This is a genomic window from Acinetobacter sp. ANC_7513, from assembly GCF_056779915.1.
This window is the reverse complement of sequence record NZ_JBWYIW010000002.1, coordinates 181,866-199,034: the sequence shown is the minus strand read 5'-3', so window position 1 is coordinate 199,034 and position 17,169 is coordinate 181,866. Positions and strand designations below refer to the sequence as shown.

Here is a 17,169-nt window from a genome sequence, read left to right as displayed (position 1 = left end):
TTAAAGGTTAAATTATTCTAATACTTACAGATTTTATAATAGATTTTTCTTGGTTTTTTTTTAAATAAAAAAAATAATTAATCGTTTTGAAGACTAGAATTTATTTTGGTTGGCAAGAGGTATGAAATTTAATCTTATTTTGATTACATTTTATTACACCATTTGATAACTCTCACTTTCATTGACTTACATAGATAATCGGGCATCGGACTCAAATGCTGATGAGTGAGGGAAGTTCAATGCAAGAATCAGTAAGTAACAAACATGCAATTTTGACGGTAGGTATCTGCTTCCTCATTGCAGTAATTGAAGGCTTAGATATTCAGGCTGCTGGTATTGCAGCTGCGGGTATTCGTGAACATTTTGGTTTAGATAGTTCACAATTAGGTGTGTTTTTTAGTGCTGGTATTTTAGGTCTGTTACCTGGGGCACTGGTAGGTGGGCGTATTGCGGACCGTATTGGTCGTAAAACAGTTTTAATTTGGTCTGTTGCTGTTTTCGCTGTATTCACTTTATGTACGGTATGGGTAAATAGTTTTAACAGTTTATTGGCTGTACGTTTCCTTGCAGGTGCAGGACTAGGTGCAGCAATGCCAATTCTCATCACTTTGGCTTCTGAAGCTGTAACCCCACAAAATCGTGGTCGTGCTGTAGGGCTAATGTATTGCGGTATGCCTGTCGGTGCTGCGATCTTATCTTTAATTGCAAGTACAGATTTCGGTGCTAATTGGAAAAATATTTTCTATCTTGGTGGTTTATTACCATTAATTGTTATTCCAGTAATGATGAAGTTCTTACCTGAATCTAAAGAATTTTTGAAAACGCAAAATAGAACTGAAGCTGAAATTGCAGAAGCTCCACAAGGTTCGTTTAAAGATTTGTTTAATTCACAGAATCTTCTTCGTACGATGTTCATCTGGTGTAGCTATTTCTTCACGCTCATGGTGGTTTACATCATGCTCAGCTGGTTACCTTCTCTATTCCAAGAATTAGGTTTCTCAAGAAAAGAAGGTGCGACAGCGCAATTCTACTTCATGGTAAGTGCTACTGTAGGTACTGTGATTTTAGGTGTATTAACTGACCGCTGGAAAAAAGCTTATGTGATCTTGTTAATGTACGGTGGTATTTTGGCTGGCCTTCTTGCGTTGAATGCAGCAAGCTCACTCACACAAATGTATTTGGCTTCAGCATTGGTTGGTGCTTTCGTGATTGGCTGTCAAGGTGTGCTTTACGCATTTGGTGGTATTGTGTACCCAACAGAAGTACGTGGTACAGGTGTTGGTGTTGCATCAGCAGTAGGTCGTATCGGTGCTATGCTTGGGCCAGCAATTGCAGGATCATTATTAACGGCTGGATTTGGTGCAGCAGGCGTAATCTCTGCAGCAATCCCTTGTATTATTATTTCTGCAATCTTCATGTTAATGTTGGTACGTCGTATCCAGAATTAAGACAAAAACATAGATTAAAGCCTGCTTGATGCAGGCTTTTTTTATAGAATTTTGATATCAAATTTTCAACTCAAGCAATTGTAGTTCTCTTGATCCTATGCAATAGTCCCTAACAATTTTAAAAATATTGGGAGCTGAAAAGGATGTTCCAACCACAACAAAGTGCACTTATCGTTGTTGATGTTCAGAATGGATTTACCCCTGGGGGAAATTTGGCGGTAGCAAATTCAGATCAAATTATTCCAACCATTAATTCACTTGCTCGGCATTTTGACAATGTTGTCCTTACCCAAGATTGGCATCCTCAAAACCATATTTCATTTTTTGAAAATCATCCTGGAAAGTCTGCTTATGAGACGATTGAATTAGCTTATGGCCGCCAGGTGTTATGGCCTTCACATTGTGTGCAGGGTACACATGATGCAGATTTTCATCCAGACTTGAATATATCCAAAGCGCAGTTGGTCATTCGTAAAGGTTTTCATCCACATATTGATAGTTATTCTGCCTTTTTAGAAGCTGATCATCGAACATCGACTGGCTTAGCAGGTTATCTGCGTGAGCGTGGAATTCGTGACGTCTTCATTGTGGGGATCGCCACTGATTTTTGTGTGGCTTGGACGGCAATTGATGCGGCAAAATTAGGTTTTAACAGTTATGTCGTGTCAGATGCGACTAAAGGTATCGATTTAAATGGTTCGTTGCAACATGCATGGCAAGAAATGCTTGCACAAGGTGTGAAACGAATTTACGCCAAAGAACTGATGACTCTCAGACACTCAGCGCAGACCATTTAAAGGCATGGCTCAAGATCATACGTCGTTAATCCAACAAGTGAACTTCTAAATGAAAGCTATCAATCAATTCGTGCAGAAAACCTTTGCGCTGTGGGTACTCCTATTTGCAGGAATTGCCATGTATATGCCAGAAGCTTTTATTTGGCTTAAGTCTTATATCACTTGGATGCTCGGGATTATCATGTTTGGCATGGGAATGACCCTGTCGTGGGAAGATTTTAAAAGTGTTTTCAGCCAGCCTAAGGCGGTTGCCATTGGGGTGGGTGCTCAATTTATAGTGATGCCATTATTGGCATGGGGATTGTGCATAGCATTTCGATTACCCGCTGAAATTGCCGTTGGCGTACTCCTTGTTGGATGTTGTCCCGGAGGTACAGCATCTAACGTCATTGCTTATATGGCAAAGGCAAATGTGGCTTTGTCCGTCGCGTGTACCTCAGTTTCAACGATGTTAGCACCTTTGCTGACACCATTGATTTTTTATCTCTTAGCGAGTCAGTGGATCGATATAGATGCGGTAGCAATGCTTGTATCGGTAATGCAAGTGATTTTGTTCCCTATCATTTTAGGGGTGATCGTGAGCGGTCTATTTAAGCAAAAAATAGATCGATATATCGCAATGATGCCTATGGTTTCAGTCATCGCGATTGTATTGATTGTGGCTGCGATTATTGCTGGAAGTAAAGTGCAAATTTTACAGTCAGGGTTACTGATCCTTGCTGTTGTAATTTTACATAATGGATTAGGATATTTTATAGGTTATTGGGCTGCAAAATTATTGCAGCTCAATCAAGCAGATGCTAAAGCAGTTTCGATAGAAGTAGGGATGCAAAATTCTGGCTTAGGCGTTGCTTTAGCTGCGGTTCATTTTGCGGCAACCCCCATTACAGCACTTCCAAGTGCAATTTTTAGTTTGTGGCACAATATTTCTGGACCCGTCTTGGCAAGTTATTGGGCGACGCGTGACAAAGCTCACCTTAAAAAACATGAATATGACGATGATGTGATTAAGTAGCTGATTTTATTTCATTAACTGATCTAGAAATTCTTTTTCAGTCATGATGTGAATACCATGTTGCTTTAAAAGCGCTGCTGTAACACCGTCCGCATTTATTTTTGACCCCGAAAAAGAGCCATCATAAATCTGACCAAAACCACATGATGGACTTTTAGCTTTCAAAATCGCATGAGTAATCCCATGTTTTTTCGCAAAAGCTAAGGTCTGTTTGGCACCTAAAATAAATGCTTCGGTAACATCTTTTCCCGAAAGATCAAATACTTTTGCATGGCCACTCAAAACATCGGAGCCTGTTCCTTTTTGAATTTCAGCAGGGGCTCTGGGAGTGCTAAGTCCTCCAGAAATTTCAGGGCAGATTACGACGGCCTGATCGGTATCAATCAGCGTTTTAATTTTTTCTTGAAGGCAATGTTGACCATCGTAGCGAACTGGATGTCCGACTAAACATGCACTGATAAGATATTTCATTTGATAAAAAAAAGACCGATAATTTTCATTATCGGTCTTTTTAAGTGTAGATCAAATTGAATTATTCAACCGTAACTGACTTAGCTAAGTTACGCGGCTGATCTACATCGGTACCGCGTAGTACAGCGACGTGATAGGACAAAAGCTGCACAGGAATACTGTATACGATTGGTGATAATAGTGCTGAAACGCTCGGAACTTGAACGACGTGTTGGCGCTCTTTCTCCTTAATGCCACTATTTTCATCTGCAAATACAAACAGCTCACCACCACGTGCTTGAACCTCTTCCATATTTGATTTGAGCTTATCAAGCATGTCATCCTGAGGAGCAAGAATGACAACAGGCATATCATTATCAACTAAGGCCAATGGGCCGTGTTTTAACTCACCAGCTGCATAACCTTCAGCATGAATATATGAAATTTCTTTCAGTTTAAGCGCTCCTTCAAGCGCGATTGGGAACTGTGTTCCACGACCTAAAAATAGGCAATGTTGTTTTTCAACAAACAATTCAGATAGGCGTAAAATTTCTTTATCACATTGTATTGTGTCAAGAATTACTTTAGGTGTATGCCATAATCCAGTAATGATTTCTGTTACTTGTTCATTAGAAATCGTTTGTTTAACTTGACCGAACTTAAGCACGAGAAGCATCAGGGCAGCAAGTTGTGTGGTGAATGCTTTGGTCGACGCAACCCCAATTTCTGGACCCGCTAATGTCAATAAGCTGTAATCTGTTTCACGCACCATGGAAGATGTTGCAACGTTACAGATCGTCATCGTGGTGATATTAATATTTTTCGCTTTGGCACGTTTTTGTGTATCACGAAGAGCAGCCAATGTGTCGGCAGTTTCACCTGATTGAGAAATACACACATAAAGTGTATTGTTCACGATGACTGGAGTGCGATAGCGGAGCTCACTTGCAATTTCAACTTGGCAAGGTACATCAATCAGTTGTTCAAACCAATATTTTGCGATCATGCCTGCATGGTAACTGGTACCGCAAGCGATGATTTGAACTTGCTGAATCTGAGAAAAATCTTCTACAGCATTTGCAAGAAAATCATCACGTAAGTGATCGGCATTTAAGGCTTGAGAGATAGTTTGCTTGATCGCTTCAGGTTGCTCATAAATTTCTTTCAGCATGTAATGCTTATATTCACCTTTTGAAGCATTACTCACTGTCGCATCAAGTTCTTTGACAGGGCGTTCAACGCGCTCACCTTGTACATAGACTTCAATCGTATCACGTGTTAAACGCGCAATATCACCTTCTTCAAGGTATATAAAACGATTGGTAATCGGTAATAGGGCCAATTGATCAGAACTGATAAAGTTCTCACCAATTCCCACACCGATCACGAGCGGTGAACCTTCACGAACAGTGATCAATTCATTTGGGTAATCTGTATGTACGATACCGAGTGCAAATGCACCTTTGAGTTGAGGCACAACTTGTTCAACGGCTTTAAGCAGGTTAGGAGCAGACTTCAGTGCATCGTGAACTAAGTGTGCAACAACTTCAGTATCTGTTTGGGATGTAAACACATATCCTAATGCTTCAAGATCATCTTTAAGCTCTTGGTAATTTTCAATAATACCGTTATGTACCACAGCGACTTGACCAGATATATGCGGATGTGCATTATTTTCTGTAGGTTTGCCATGAGTAGCCCAACGTGTATGTGCGATACCAAGCGCGCCAGTGATCGCTGCTTCTGAAACCGCTTCTTCAAGGTTGATAACTTTACCGACACGACGTTCACGTAAAACTTGACCTGCATTGATTAAAGCTAATCCCGCTGAGTCATAACCACGGTATTCAAGACGCTTTAAGCCTTCAATTAGAATATTCGTTATGCTTCGTTCTGCTACACCGCCGACGATACCACACATACTGTAATCCCCTTAATTCTTAATCTTTTGTGGACGTGGATAATTGTCTTTCACAAATTGTTTAGAGCGTTCTACCGCTAAACTATGATCATCCACATCACGAGTAATCGTCGATCCAGCACCAACTGTTGCACCATTACCAATTTTAACCGGCGCGACTAAAGAGCTGTTTGAACCTATAAAGGCTTGGTCACCAATGATCGTTTTAAACTTGTTGGCACCATCATAATTACATGTGATCGTACCCGCGCCGATATTTGAACCCTCACCCACTTCAGCATCACCTAAGTACGTAAAATGATTGGCTTTAGAGCCTAAACCAATGGTGGTGTTTTTCACTTCAACAAAGTTGCCAATGTGTACTTCATTTGCCAATTTAGCACCAGGGCGCAAACGTGCGAATGGTCCAATTTGAGTCTGCTCACCCACAATGGCTGAATCAAATACGCTATACGGTTGAACTTTCGTGCCTGCAGCAATTTTGGAGTTTTTAATTACACAGCCTGCACCGATTTCGACATTGTCACCAAGTTCACATTCGCCCTCGATAATGACATTGATATCGATACGTACATCTTGACCAACCTTGAGTGAACCTCGGAGATCGAAACGACTCGGGTCGATCAAATGTACACCTTGCTGCATCAGTAATTTCGCTTGGTAGTTTTGGTATTCTCTTTCCAATGCTGCCAATTGCACACGATCATTTACACCTTCAACTTCGAAAGCTAAAGCAGGTTCAACTGAGGCAATTTCGAGTCCATCGTCAATAGCCATTGCTACGATATCTGTTAAATAATATTCGCCTTGCGCATTATTATTATTCAGACGTGGCAACCACTCGTGCAATTTGGCATTGCTTACTGCATAAATGCCAGTATTAATTTCTTGAATTAAACGTTGCGCTTCAGAAGCATCTTTATGTTCAACAATGGCTTGGATTTTACCATTTTCTCTCACGATACGACCGTAACCTGAAGCATCGTCTAGTGTAAGTGTGACTAAGCCAATACCTTTAGATTGTGTTGCTTCAAGTAATTTTTGTAATGTATCGGCTGTAATACAAGGCACATCGCCGGATAAAATTAAAGAAATACCATCTTTGGGTAAGACAGGTAAGGTCATTTGAACAGCGTGACCTGTACCAAGTTGTTCAGCTTGTTCAACCCAGTCAATATTTTCTGTCGAAAATGCTTGTTTAACTAGAGCGCCGCCGTGACCGAAAATAGTAATAATATTTTCAGCTTGTATTTTTTTTGCGGTTTCAATGACATGCCCTAAGAGTGGACGTCCTGCTAAAGGCTGTAATACTTTTGGTAGTTTTGAACGCATTCGCGTCCCTTTACCTGCAGCAAGAATAACAACTGTGGTTGACATACAACATCCTTTCTTTGGAGCTTGGCTTAAGCCATATCAATATAGAGATAAATTATAATACAAAGTGCTGCCCACAAACCTGCGATCAGGTCATCAAGCATAATGCCGAAACCACCGTCGACTTGACGATCAATGACGCGAATCGGCCAAGGTTTCCAAACATCAAAGAGACGGAAAAGTGCAAAACCAATAAAAAGCCATACCCAATTCATCAGACCTAGGTAGATTAAAGGGAGAAACGTGATCGATTGACCCGCAAATTCATCCCACACAATTCGTCCGTCATCATGGACGCGCATTATATCAGCGGCTCTTCCACAAATATATATCCCAATCAATGACATAACGATTATGGCAATCGTGCTATACAAAAAACCTATTGCCATGAAAGCAGGGATAAACAACAAGGCAAAAGCTGAACCAAAAGTACCAGGTGCTTTTGGCGCTAAACCAGAACCGAATCCAACGCCACAAAAAACAATGAAACGTTCAGACCAAGTCATCGTTTTAAAATTAATTGGTTGTTTTTGCAAAGTGCTGATATCCCTGTAATTCTAGTTCTTGTGGTTGTTGATAATGATAAAAATCTAATAGCTGAGTCTCTTTTACGACACCAATCACCGTGATTGGTGTATCGCAGTGTTGAGCTTTTAACTCATCTAAGGCAGATGAAGGAATCGTAAAACACAATTCATAATCATCGCCACCTGCTAAAGCCAATTGCCATTTTTGCTGATTGGGCAATGCTTGTAAGGCAGGACTAAGTGGAAGTTGATCTAAGTGTAAGTCGGCACCTACATGTGATGCTTTGAGAATATGTCCTAGATCTTGTGCCAAACCATCGGATACGTCAATCATACTATGCGCCAACCCTTTAAGCGCTTGACCGAGTTCACAACGTGGAGTGGGATAATCGAGACGTTTTTTTAAAGCATGATCGGGATATTTTAATCCGAATGCAGCATCACCGACAGTGCCTGATACACAAATTAAATCACCTGCTTGAGCACCAGAGCGTGGCACGGCTTTTCCAATATCCACCCAGCCTAGAGCGGTAACTGATAATGTGAGATGTGGGCTTTGCGTTGTGTCGCCGCCAATTAAACTTATCCCAAATTGATCGCAACAATCATACAAACCCTGACTAAACCCTTTTAGCCAATCATGATCAATTTGGGGTAGGCTCAATGCCAAGAGAATGCTTTGAGGTTTTGCACCCATGGCTGCAATGTCTGAAAGATTCACAGCTACAGATTTCCATCCAATCGCATGGGGATCTGTATCGATGGGGAAATGTCGACCAGCAACGAGGGTATCGGCACAAATGACCAATTGTTGCTGTGGAGGAGGGGTGAGCAGGGCTGAGTCATCACCGACACCTAGATCGACTGAAGAATAACTCGGTCGATTGAAATAGGTATCAATAATAGAAAACTCAGCCATTTCAACAACAACTTATTTTGCTTGTTGCTTTTCTGCTTCACGTAGGCTTTGTGCCAAACGGTCTAATACACCATTGATGTATTTGTGACTATCTGCACCGCCGAAGTGTTTAGCCAATTCAATTGCTTCATCGAGAACGACGCGATATGGAATTTCAAGATGCTCTTTCAATTCATACGCGCCAAGACGCAAAGTAGCTAATTCAACGCCGTCCAGTGCCGAGATCTCACGATCTAGTACTGGAATTAATAACGCATCCAATGCTTCATGATTTGCAATCACTTGTGTGAGCAACTCGTGATAATAGCTGAGATCCACTTTATGCATGGCATTTTCAGCACGTGTACGTGCTTCAATTTCATGCACAGGGTTGTGGCTCATTTGCCATTCATAAATCCCTTGTACAGCAAAACGACGTGCTTTGCGTTTAGCTGCATAAGTAGCTTGGAGTGTCTGCGACATGCTTTAGATCGCCTTTAGCAAGTTAACCATTTCAATTGCAGTCAAGGCAGCTTCACCACCTTTATTACCTGCTTTTGTACCTGAACGCTCGATGGCTTGTTCAATGCTGTCTGTAGTCAATACGCCATTGATTACAGGTAAACCAGCTTCTAAACCAACAACACCAAGGCCTTTTGCACATTCACCAGCAACAAAGTCAAAGTGAGGAGTGCTACCGCGAATAACTGCACCAAGTGCAATTACCGCATCAAACTTACCAGAATTTGCGAGTTTTTTCGCCACAACCGGAAGTTCCCAAGCGCCTGGCGCGTGAACGACAGTGATATTATCGTCTTTAACACCATGTCGATGCAATGTATCAATTGCACCTTCTAATAAATGTTCAACAACAAAGCTGTTAAAACGACCAACTAGAATCGCGTAACGATCTTCGCTCGCGAGATGTAATAAACCTTCAATACGGCGAATCGCCATAGCAACCTCGATATTTAATAAGAGTTATGAATGAGAGCTCTGATCAGCTGTGATGTATTCGACCACTTCTAAATTAAAGCCAGACAATGCATTGAAGCGTAAAGGTGAGCTCAGGAGCTTCATTTTCTGTACGCCTAAATCACGTAAAATTTGTGCACCCACACCAATGGTTTGGTATTGCTGCGATAAGGCAGCATTTGACTTGGCTGGTTTTGGCGCAGTTAATGCTTCTAATGCTGGACCTAAATCAGACGGCTGACGTTGTCCAATCCATACCAAGACACCACGATCGCTTTGAGCAATTTCTTTTAAAGCACGATCTAAATTCCAAGCTGCTTCACCATCTTGCTTATTAAGCTTTAATAAGTCTCGCGCCGGATTGAAGCCATGAACGCGAACAGTCGTCACACCCTCTTCAGGTTGACCTTTAACCAATGCCAAATGAATATCAGGATTCCCGACTTCACGATAACGGTAAAGATCAAAAGTACCATACTCTGTATCGAGTTTTTGTTGATCCAAACGCTCTACCGTTTGTTCATTGGTCATACGGTAGTGAATAAGATCAGCAATTGTACCAATTTTTAGACCGTGTTTTTCAGCAAAAATTTCAAGGTCAGCACGACGGGCCATAGTCCCGTCTTCATTGATAATTTCACAAATCACAGAAGCTGGTTCAAGACCTGCAAGACGAGCTAAATCACAACCTGCTTCGGTATGACCTGCACGATGGAGCACACCACCTGGTTGTGCCATGAGTGGAAAAATATGGCCTGGCTGAACGATATCTGCTGGTTTTGCATGTGCCGCAACTGCTGTTTGAATCGTGTGCGCACGTTCTGCTGGAGAAATACCTGTAGAAATGCCGTTTGCAGCCTCAATAGAAAGCGTGAAGTTTGTCCCGTGTTGAGCGCCATTCGCATCAACCATTAACGGTAAATTTAATTGTTTGCAGCGTTCACGACTTAACGTTAAGCAAACCAAGCCACGAGCATGCGTGATCATGAAATTAATGTCTTCAGGTCGTACGTGCGTTGCAGCAATAACGAGGTCGCCTTCATTTTCACGATCTTCATCATCCATCAGGATGACCATTTTTCCTGCACGGATATCTGCTACAAGTTCTTCTACAGTATTGAGCGACATCAACCTTCACCTTTTTGTTATGTCATTCTGACATTTGAATAAATTTGTTGCGCCATAGTCTAACGCTTTTTTAGTCAGTTTGCCTATGCTTATGACTGTACCATTCAACACAGTCCAACATACACCTTCATAGCACATTGAAAAGAGAGATAAAATTACCAAAAGAGCAATTTTGTATACAAACTAGACGCTTAGTCTAACTTTTCACGACTGTGAGCTTTTAAAAAGAAAAACCAGATTTAACTTAGCATCAAACCTGGTTTACTTATTAAAATTTAATCTAATTAAGAGCTGATTGTACGATCCGTCAAGGAGCTTTGTGCTTTGCCTTTCAAAATCTCAGTACGGATATTTTGTGCGAGTTCGGCACAGGCTTCGTTCATACCATTAATCATGAAAGCGTGACGTGTTAACACACTGGTTGGATTTGGCATCGGAACCAATTGATAGCATTCACCAATATGCTTTAACTGATCGTGGGTCAAATATAGCGCCATTTCTTTCGCAATCAGGTGATGTGTGAGTCTTTCCGCCGCTTGTACTGAATCGAGTTGCATTGCCTCCACTGGTGCGGTTACAGCACAACGTGTTTGCAATACGAACCGTTTATCCTCACGGTAACGTTTATAGAGTACTTCTGACAATAATTGAAACACCGAACCAATCATTAAGATGCAAGCAATCGAGTTATTCTTGAGTGAAGAAATACTGATGACAGCGCCTTGTTGATCAAAACTACGATTCACAACGATATCATCAACATTCAAATGATAATGCGCTGTACACAGTTCGATACTCTTATTTAAGAAAATTTGACATAAATTAAAATAAGGTAAAGAGACAGATTTGTTGACCGTATTAATTAATTGTTTCGGATCATAAAATTGGATATTCAGTGATAAAGCATCCTGATTTAACTGCAGAGTCGGTACTTTTGGCGTAATTGCAGCTTGTTCTTTATTTTGTTCTGGCGTATGAGGTTGTTTAGGCTGACTCTTTTCCAGTTCTAATGCTTCAGTGAGCAGTTTGATCTCATGACGTAAACGGGACTCATTATTTAATCTCGCAAGATATTCGCTACGCGTAGGGCGAGCAATGGCACGATAAGCCAACCATAATAAGCCATGAATAAAGAGTGACGAGAGGATCGCCAGCCATTGTGTTCTTAATATTTCACCGATACTTGGTTTAACCAATGTGATTTCCACACTGCCAATTTTCTTTTCATTTTGTAGTGCATCTCGAACGAAGATTTCACCCTGACGCGTCTTAGACAAGCCTGCAGTCGCGAGAACTTGATCTCCTGTGCCAAGAATACGTATATATGCAACACTTGGATTCGTTGCATAGCGGTTGGCTAATAATGCAAGAGATACAGTATTGGCAGGTTCAAGTTCAGTTAAGCTATCTGCGACCAGTTGAGTCGTCATTAGCAAACCTTGGCTTGCACGGTTTTCATTTAATTGATGTGTCGTTGCAATAACCAATAAAAAGGTATGCAAGGCAAAACTTACAATCAGCAGGCTAGCAAATAGCCCTTGTCTAGGCGCATTCAACGTAAACTTCCAAAGAAAATTAATTCAATTTCGATTATGATTCTTACAATATTCGTAGCTCAGACCCGAGTCAATTCATGCGAGAAATCATTCTTATTTCATTTTTAGGACCTGACCAACCGAATCAGTTTACTCGATTGATGCAGGTGTTGTCCGTACATTCTTTGCAAATTTTAGATGTAGGACAAGCAGTTATCCATAACCAATTGACTCTCGGCATCGTGGTTGCTTCCGAAGACCAGACAGCAACGGCTTTGGCCATGAAAGATATTCTGATTTTAGCACACGATATTGGTCTTACTGTGCGCTTTAAACCGATCGATTCAGAAGATTATGAGCAATGGGTGAAAGAGGGTGGACGTACACGATATATCGTGACGGCATTGGCACCTGAACTTACTGCAGCACATTTGCAAGCAGTGACTAATATTGTTTCAAGTCAAGGGTTTAATATTGAAACAGTCACCCGTTTGTCTGGACGACCAACGTTAAATCATTTTGAAAATGAACCAAAACGTGCTTGTGTGCAATTTGGTTTGAGCGGTCAGATGTTAGATGCTGCAGCGATGCGAGCGGCATGTTTAAGTTTATCAAATGAATTAAGTGTCGATGTTGCAGTACAAGAAGACACGCCGTACCGTCGTAATCGTCGTTTAGTTTGTTTTGATATGGACTCAACCCTGATCGAACAAGAAGTGATTGATGAGCTGGCAATTGAAGCAGGTGTCGGTGCACAAGTCGCAGAAATTACTGAGCGTGCTATGCAAGGTGAGCTGGACTTTCAGAGCAGTTTCCGTGCGCGTGTGGCGCTACTGAAAGGTATGGATGCTTCTGTATTGCCTAAAATTGCAGAACGTTTAACGATTACTGAAGGTGCAGAACGTCTTATTTCAACCCTGAAATCTTTGGGTTATCGTACGGCTATTTTATCTGGTGGCTTCCAATACTTCGCTGAATATTTACAAGCAAAACTTGGGATTGATGAAGTTCATGCCAATATCTTGGATGTTCAAGATGGACAGGTCACTGGCGAAGTTAAAGGGCATATTGTGGATGGCGCTCGTAAAGCATTTTTATTAGGCCAAATTGCGGATGAAATGGGCATTTCACTTGAGCAAACGATTGCAGTAGGTGATGGTGCGAATGATTTGCCAATGCTCTCTATAGCGGGCTTGGGCGTTGCATTCCGAGCTAAACCATTGGTGCGTCAAAATGCAAATCAAGCCATCTCAAGTGTTGGTTTGGATGGTGTTCTGTACCTGTTAGGTGTACATGATAAAGATTTAAGTCGAGCTTAAAATCAAAAAAAGCTTATTAAAAAGGCGACCAAATGGTCGCTTTTTTTTATCTAAGTGAATCATTCTTAGACAAATTTTAATCAGCTAAGTTCAGACGAAAAAACAGATGGTCATCATCGAAAAAAAGATGTTTTTGACAAAAAATTACGAGGTATTTTTTTGTAATGACACGCCAAGTTTGACTGATTCTGACTCTATGAAAAATGTCTAATCTTAAAAAATGTAATGACAAAAGAATGTTGCGACAATATGTGTCGCTTACAAAAGCATCAGGTCTTTTTTTCTGAAAAAAACTCACCATAATGCTTTCATAGACGCCAACAAGACCATTGAAGAAAGTGAAGCGTTATTTAATTTGTTGTGAAACACCATTAGGCAGTATTTGAAACATCTAAATTTTGACGGAGATTTTTATGGTCACTTTAACTTTTGCAACGATACTCGGATTTGCTCTGATCGCTGTAGCATTGGCGGCCGTATTCTTTTCACCTTATCGTCATTGGCTAGGGTTTATGTTGGCGGGTATGGTCTTCTGGGGTTTACTTGAAGGTATTCGTTATAGTGTCCAACACGTCTTTGACATGTCCTTGGCATATAGTTATTTAACAGCGATTAGCTTAGCCATGGTGGCTTTAACGGCTTTCTTACTTCGCGAAGATAGTCGTGCGCAAAAGGCTTTAGAAAATCGTCGTTATATTGAACATACTCCTGTATATGAGGACGATTAAATCCTACTCATGACAAATGATATGTAGACCAAAACTGCGTAGTAACAATTTTATATTTAAAGGTGTATCAAAATGATATACCTTTTTTTTGCCTATACGTTTTGTTAAACAAAGCTGCATTTCCTTACTTATAAGATATGCTAGGATGAATCAATTATTTTTGATATTAAAAAAACGGACTTAAATTGTCATGAAACTATCTTCAATACCTGTTGTGAAACTACCTATCGTTGATGCAAGCACAGATCCACTAGACCTTTTGGTGTTAGGTTTGGCGTTGCGTATGAAACAATTGTCACGTACGAGTCCAAAATTTATTGAGTTAATTCATGATCGTCAGTTCCGTATTCAAATTGGTACAGATCTAGGTGTTGCACGTCAGATTTTAGTCAACAATGGCCAGATTGATTCTGTTTCAGGTGATGCAGAGAAAGCAGATTTCGTACTTCAGTTTGCTGATAGCGAGCAAGGTGTTAAAACCCTGATGAAAGGTGATCCAACTGCATTCATGACGGGTATGCAAAATGGCAGTATTAAAATGGAAGGTGATTTCAGCTTATTGGTATGGTTTAACCAAGTCGCTAAATTAATTCCACCAAAAATTCCTAAACCTGTAAAAGAAAAAATACAATTTGCTCGTCAATTTATTAAAGAAAAGACAGGTAAGTAATACAGCACCTAAATACGGACTTTTCTCGTTTTGATTCTAGAGATGAGTATTTAAATGCAAGAAAAAAAGCCCTCATCAGAGGGCTTTTTTTGTCATTCAACTTCAAGATTAAAGGTTACCGGACCATCATTGATGAGATGCACTTTCATATCCGCTGCAAAGATTCCTGTTTGTACATGTTCAAACTGAGATTTTGCGTATTCCACTAACTGTTCATACAGTTCTTTTGCTTCGAGAGGCGGCATTGCAGGGCCGAAGTCAGGACGCAAACCTTTTTGGGTTTGTGCCATCAGGGTAAATTGCGAGACTAATAATAATCCGCCTCCGGCTTGGCTAAGATTCCAACCCATTTTTCCTTGGTCATCATCAAAAAAACGGTATTTTAAAATCTTATCGATGAGCTTCTTACCTTTTTCAAAGTTATCTTCTTTGCCAATACCAATAAAAACTAAAATCCCTTTTTCGATTTGACCAGTAATCTCACCATCCACAACGACTTTCGCTTCAAGGACGCGTTGGAGTAAAGCACGCATAATTCAACCAAGTTTGATGTTTTTTAATTCAAATGAATTGTATCAAATTGGAAAAAAGAAAAGGGATAAAGTCGTCATCAATCCTCATAAGTCATTGATAAAAAAATAATTAATCGGAGTATATACTTTTGATCTAATAAAGCGATTGAAATAATAAAAATTAACTTTTTTACCAATTTTGTTAAAGAAGGTAATTTACGCGTGCAGGAAAGGTAAATTTGAGAGAGAAAACGATGTTTAAGCGTTCAATGTTGGTTGCAATGCTTGCAACTGCGACAGCAGCATCAGCTGCACCATTAACAAAAGATAACGGCGCACCAGTGGGTGATAACCAAAACTCAATCACTGCAGGTCCAAATGGTTCTGTATTATTACAAGATGTACAGTTGATTCAAAAACTTCAACGTTTCGGTCGTGAGCGTATCCCTGAGCGTGTTGTACACGCACGTGGTACGGGAGCTTATGGTGAATTCGTTGCAACTAAAGATTTATCAGATCTTACTATTGCTTCACTTTTCAAAGCAGGTACGAAAACTCCAGTATTCTTACGCTTCTCTACAGTAATTCATGGTAAGCATTCTCCAGAAACTTTACGTGACCCACATGGCTTCGCAATTAAGTTTTATACTCAAGAAGGTAACTGGGATTTAGTTGGTAACCAAACGCCTGTATTCTTCATTCGTGATGCGATCAAGTTCCCAGACTTCATCCACGCAATGAAACCAAGCCCAATTGACAACGTTCAAGACGCTAATCGCGTATTTGACTTCTTGTCTAGCCAGCCATGGGCAACAAATATGTTGACTTATGTATATGGTAACCAAGGTGTTCCTACGAGCTACCGTGAACAAGACGGTTTCGGTGTACATGCATTTAAATTGTACAACGACAAAGGCGAATATAAATACGTTAAATTTAACTTCCGTTCTAAGCAAGGTGTTAAAGGTCTAAACGTTAAAGAAGCTGCTGAATTACAAGGTAAAGACTTCAACCACTTAACGAATGATCTTTATAAGAACATCAATGCGGGTAATTTCCCGAAATGGGATCTTTATATCCAAGTGTTGGATCCTAAAGATTTGAATAGCTTCGATTTCGATCCACTTGATCCAACTAAAATCTGGCCTACTGATTTAGTACCAGAAACAAAAGTAGGTACGTTAACGCTTAACCGTATGCCTAAAAACTTCTTCCAAGAAACGGAACAAGTGGCAATGGCTCCGGGTAACTTAGTACCAGGTATCGAGCCATCAGAAGACCGTCTGTTACAAGGTCGTATCTTCTCTTACTCTGATACACAAATGTACCGTTTGGGTGCAAATCACCAGCAAATTCCAGTAAACCGTCCATTGGTAAATGTGAACAACAATAACCAAGACGGTTATATGAATGTTGGTGCAACTTCATCTAATGTGAACTATGAACCAAGCCGTATGGAGCCAAAACCATCGACTCCTAAAGCACGTGCTGTTGAAACTCCACTTTCTGGCACAGTTCAGCAACGTGGTGTGAAAGAGCAAAACTTTAAGCAAGCGGGTGATTTATACCGTTCATACTCTGCTAAAGAGAAATCTGACCTCATTATGAACTTAGCAGCTGATCTTGGTAACGTAAAAGATTCAGAAACTAAACACATCATGTTGTCTTATTTCTATAAAGCAGATGCGGATTACGGCACACGTATGACTAAAGCTGTAAACGGTAACTTAGCGACTGTTAAAGCGAAAGCGGCAGCTTTAAAAGACTAATCAAGATTAGTCCTTGAATTGGTGATTAGGGTCTAAGGTGTCACCTCAAAAAAGTCCTGTAAAACTCAATTCCTTTCCTGCAACCCTAGGGGAGTTTTACAGG

The 17,169-nt window shown here is 40.5% G+C and carries 17 protein-coding genes; 7 read left to right on the top strand and 10 right to left on the bottom strand.

The window, feature by feature from the left end:
• The first annotated feature begins 239 nt into the window (after window positions 1–239).
• The 3 genes from mhpT (at window position 240) to AC1M9B_RS04885 (ending at window position 3,260) form a co-directional block, all read left to right on the top strand.
• Entirely contained in the window at window positions 240–1,448 is a 1,209-nt protein-coding gene (mhpT, locus tag AC1M9B_RS04895; RefSeq protein ID WP_035264856.1) for a 3-(3-hydroxy-phenyl)propionate transporter MhpT, read from the top strand.
• A gap of 143 nt (window positions 1,449–1,591) precedes the next feature.
• Window positions 1,592–2,245 carry a bifunctional nicotinamidase/pyrazinamidase gene (gene pncA, locus AC1M9B_RS04890; protein WP_481608684.1) on the top strand — a complete coding sequence of 218 codons (654 nt, stop codon included), beginning with the start codon at window positions 1,592–1,594 and terminating at the stop codon, window positions 2,243–2,245.
• A gap of 49 nt (window positions 2,246–2,294) precedes the next feature.
• On the top strand, window positions 2,295–3,260 hold the full coding sequence (locus tag AC1M9B_RS04885) for a bile acid:sodium symporter family protein (protein WP_481608683.1): 966 nt from the start codon (window positions 2,295–2,297) through the stop codon (window positions 3,258–3,260).
• A 6-nt stretch (window positions 3,261–3,266) separates the two neighbouring features.
• On the opposite strand, the gene AC1M9B_RS04880 is transcribed toward AC1M9B_RS04885, so the two are convergent.
• The 9 genes from AC1M9B_RS04880 to AC1M9B_RS04840 all read right to left on the bottom strand — a co-directional run bounded on the left by AC1M9B_RS04880 (window position 3,267) and on the right by AC1M9B_RS04840 (window position 12,089).
• Window positions 3,267–3,731: a 2-thiouracil desulfurase family protein gene (locus AC1M9B_RS04880; protein WP_035264844.1), complete on the bottom strand. Its 465-nt coding sequence runs from the start codon at window positions 3,729–3,731 to the stop codon at window positions 3,267–3,269.
• 61 nt (window positions 3,732–3,792) lie between these two features.
• Window positions 3,793–5,631: a glutamine--fructose-6-phosphate transaminase (isomerizing) gene (gene glmS / locus AC1M9B_RS04875; RefSeq protein ID WP_481608682.1), complete on the bottom strand. Its 1,839-nt coding sequence runs from the start codon at window positions 5,629–5,631 to the stop codon at window positions 3,793–3,795.
• Between the two features lie 12 nt (window positions 5,632–5,643).
• Window positions 5,644–7,008 (bottom strand): bifunctional UDP-N-acetylglucosamine diphosphorylase/glucosamine-1-phosphate N-acetyltransferase GlmU, encoded by a 1,365-nt coding sequence (gene glmU, locus AC1M9B_RS04870; RefSeq protein ID WP_481592787.1) that lies wholly within the window; start codon window positions 7,006–7,008, stop codon window positions 5,644–5,646.
• Window positions 7,009–7,034: 26 nt separating this feature from the next.
• Window positions 7,035–7,511 (bottom strand): phosphatidylglycerophosphatase A family protein, encoded by a 477-nt coding sequence (locus AC1M9B_RS04865; RefSeq protein WP_081403227.1) that lies wholly within the window; start codon window positions 7,509–7,511, stop codon window positions 7,035–7,037.
• 10 nt (window positions 7,512–7,521) lie between these two features.
• The gene (thiL, locus tag AC1M9B_RS04860; RefSeq protein ID WP_481608681.1) at window positions 7,522–8,451 is read right to left on the bottom strand and encodes a thiamine-phosphate kinase; all 930 of its coding nucleotides are present in this window, start codon (window positions 8,449–8,451) and stop codon (window positions 7,522–7,524) included.
• Between the two features lie 12 nt (window positions 8,452–8,463).
• Entirely contained in the window at window positions 8,464–8,913 is a 450-nt protein-coding gene (gene nusB / locus AC1M9B_RS04855; protein WP_035264834.1) for a transcription antitermination factor NusB, read from the bottom strand.
• A gap of 3 nt (window positions 8,914–8,916) precedes the next feature.
• Window positions 8,917–9,387: a 6,7-dimethyl-8-ribityllumazine synthase gene (gene ribH, locus AC1M9B_RS04850; protein WP_035264832.1), complete on the bottom strand. Its 471-nt coding sequence runs from the start codon at window positions 9,385–9,387 to the stop codon at window positions 8,917–8,919.
• Window positions 9,388–9,411: 24 nt separating this feature from the next.
• Complete coding sequence (ribBA, locus tag AC1M9B_RS04845; protein WP_035264829.1) at window positions 9,412–10,533, bottom strand: bifunctional 3,4-dihydroxy-2-butanone-4-phosphate synthase/GTP cyclohydrolase II; 1,122 nt, start codon at window positions 10,531–10,533, stop codon at window positions 9,412–9,414.
• 284 nt (window positions 10,534–10,817) lie between these two features.
• The gene (locus tag AC1M9B_RS04840; protein ID WP_481608680.1) at window positions 10,818–12,089 is read right to left on the bottom strand and encodes a hypothetical protein; all 1,272 of its coding nucleotides are present in this window, start codon (window positions 12,087–12,089) and stop codon (window positions 10,818–10,820) included.
• A 77-nt stretch (window positions 12,090–12,166) separates the two neighbouring features.
• On the opposite strand from AC1M9B_RS04840, the gene serB reads away from it, so the two are divergent.
• From serB to AC1M9B_RS04825, 3 genes are all read left to right on the top strand, one after another.
• On the top strand, window positions 12,167–13,387 hold the full coding sequence (serB, locus tag AC1M9B_RS04835; RefSeq protein ID WP_481608679.1) for a phosphoserine phosphatase SerB: 1,221 nt from the start codon (window positions 12,167–12,169) through the stop codon (window positions 13,385–13,387).
• 413 nt (window positions 13,388–13,800) lie between these two features.
• A complete protein-coding gene (gene aciT / locus AC1M9B_RS04830) occupies window positions 13,801–14,115 on the top strand; it encodes a ciprofloxacin tolerance protein AciT (protein ID WP_035264816.1) in 315 nt (104 codons plus the stop codon).
• A 190-nt stretch (window positions 14,116–14,305) separates the two neighbouring features.
• The gene (locus AC1M9B_RS04825; RefSeq protein WP_092766561.1) at window positions 14,306–14,785 is read left to right on the top strand and encodes an SCP-2 sterol transfer family protein; all 480 of its coding nucleotides are present in this window, start codon (window positions 14,306–14,308) and stop codon (window positions 14,783–14,785) included.
• Window positions 14,786–14,877: 92 nt separating this feature from the next.
• Here the strand turns inward: AC1M9B_RS04825 and dtd are convergent, their stop codons facing one another.
• The gene (gene dtd, locus AC1M9B_RS04820) at window positions 14,878–15,318 is read right to left on the bottom strand and encodes a D-aminoacyl-tRNA deacylase (RefSeq protein WP_035264810.1); all 441 of its coding nucleotides are present in this window, start codon (window positions 15,316–15,318) and stop codon (window positions 14,878–14,880) included.
• 233 nt (window positions 15,319–15,551) lie between these two features.
• Here dtd and AC1M9B_RS04815 point away from each other — a divergent pair, with 233 nt between their 5' ends.
• Window positions 15,552–17,066 (top strand): catalase, encoded by a 1,515-nt coding sequence (locus AC1M9B_RS04815; RefSeq protein ID WP_481595702.1) that lies wholly within the window; start codon window positions 15,552–15,554, stop codon window positions 17,064–17,066.
• Window positions 17,067–17,169: the final 103 nt, after the last annotated feature.

Coding starts and splice junctions, on each gene's coding strand:
- serB (WP_481608679.1), top strand. CDS start 12,167: ATGCGAGAAATCATTCTTATTTCATTTTTAGGACCTGACCAACCGAAT.
- thiL (WP_481608681.1), bottom strand. CDS start 8,451: ATGGCTGAGTTTTCTATTATTGATACCTATTTCAATCGACCGAGTTAT.
- AC1M9B_RS04885 (WP_481608683.1), top strand. CDS start 2,295: ATGAAAGCTATCAATCAATTCGTGCAGAAAACCTTTGCGCTGTGGGTA.
- AC1M9B_RS04815 (WP_481595702.1), top strand. CDS start 15,552: ATGTTTAAGCGTTCAATGTTGGTTGCAATGCTTGCAACTGCGACAGCA.
- ribH (WP_035264832.1), bottom strand. CDS start 9,387: ATGGCGATTCGCCGTATTGAAGGTTTATTACATCTCGCGAGCGAAGAT.
- glmS (WP_481608682.1), bottom strand. CDS start 5,631: ATGTGTGGTATCGTCGGCGGTGTAGCAGAACGAAGCATAACGAATATT.
- aciT (WP_035264816.1), top strand. CDS start 13,801: ATGGTCACTTTAACTTTTGCAACGATACTCGGATTTGCTCTGATCGCT.
- pncA (WP_481608684.1), top strand. CDS start 1,592: ATGTTCCAACCACAACAAAGTGCACTTATCGTTGTTGATGTTCAGAAT.
- mhpT (WP_035264856.1), top strand. CDS start 240: ATGCAAGAATCAGTAAGTAACAAACATGCAATTTTGACGGTAGGTATC.
- AC1M9B_RS04880 (WP_035264844.1), bottom strand. CDS start 3,731: ATGAAATATCTTATCAGTGCATGTTTAGTCGGACATCCAGTTCGCTAC.
- nusB (WP_035264834.1), bottom strand. CDS start 8,913: ATGTCGCAGACACTCCAAGCTACTTATGCAGCTAAACGCAAAGCACGT.
- glmU (WP_481592787.1), bottom strand. CDS start 7,008: ATGTCAACCACAGTTGTTATTCTTGCTGCAGGTAAAGGGACGCGAATG.
- AC1M9B_RS04825 (WP_092766561.1), top strand. CDS start 14,306: ATGAAACTATCTTCAATACCTGTTGTGAAACTACCTATCGTTGATGCA.
- ribBA (WP_035264829.1), bottom strand. CDS start 10,533: ATGTCGCTCAATACTGTAGAAGAACTTGTAGCAGATATCCGTGCAGGA.
- dtd (WP_035264810.1), bottom strand. CDS start 15,318: ATGCGTGCTTTACTCCAACGCGTCCTTGAAGCGAAAGTCGTTGTGGAT.
- AC1M9B_RS04865 (WP_081403227.1), bottom strand. CDS start 7,511: ATGACTTGGTCTGAACGTTTCATTGTTTTTTGTGGCGTTGGATTCGGT.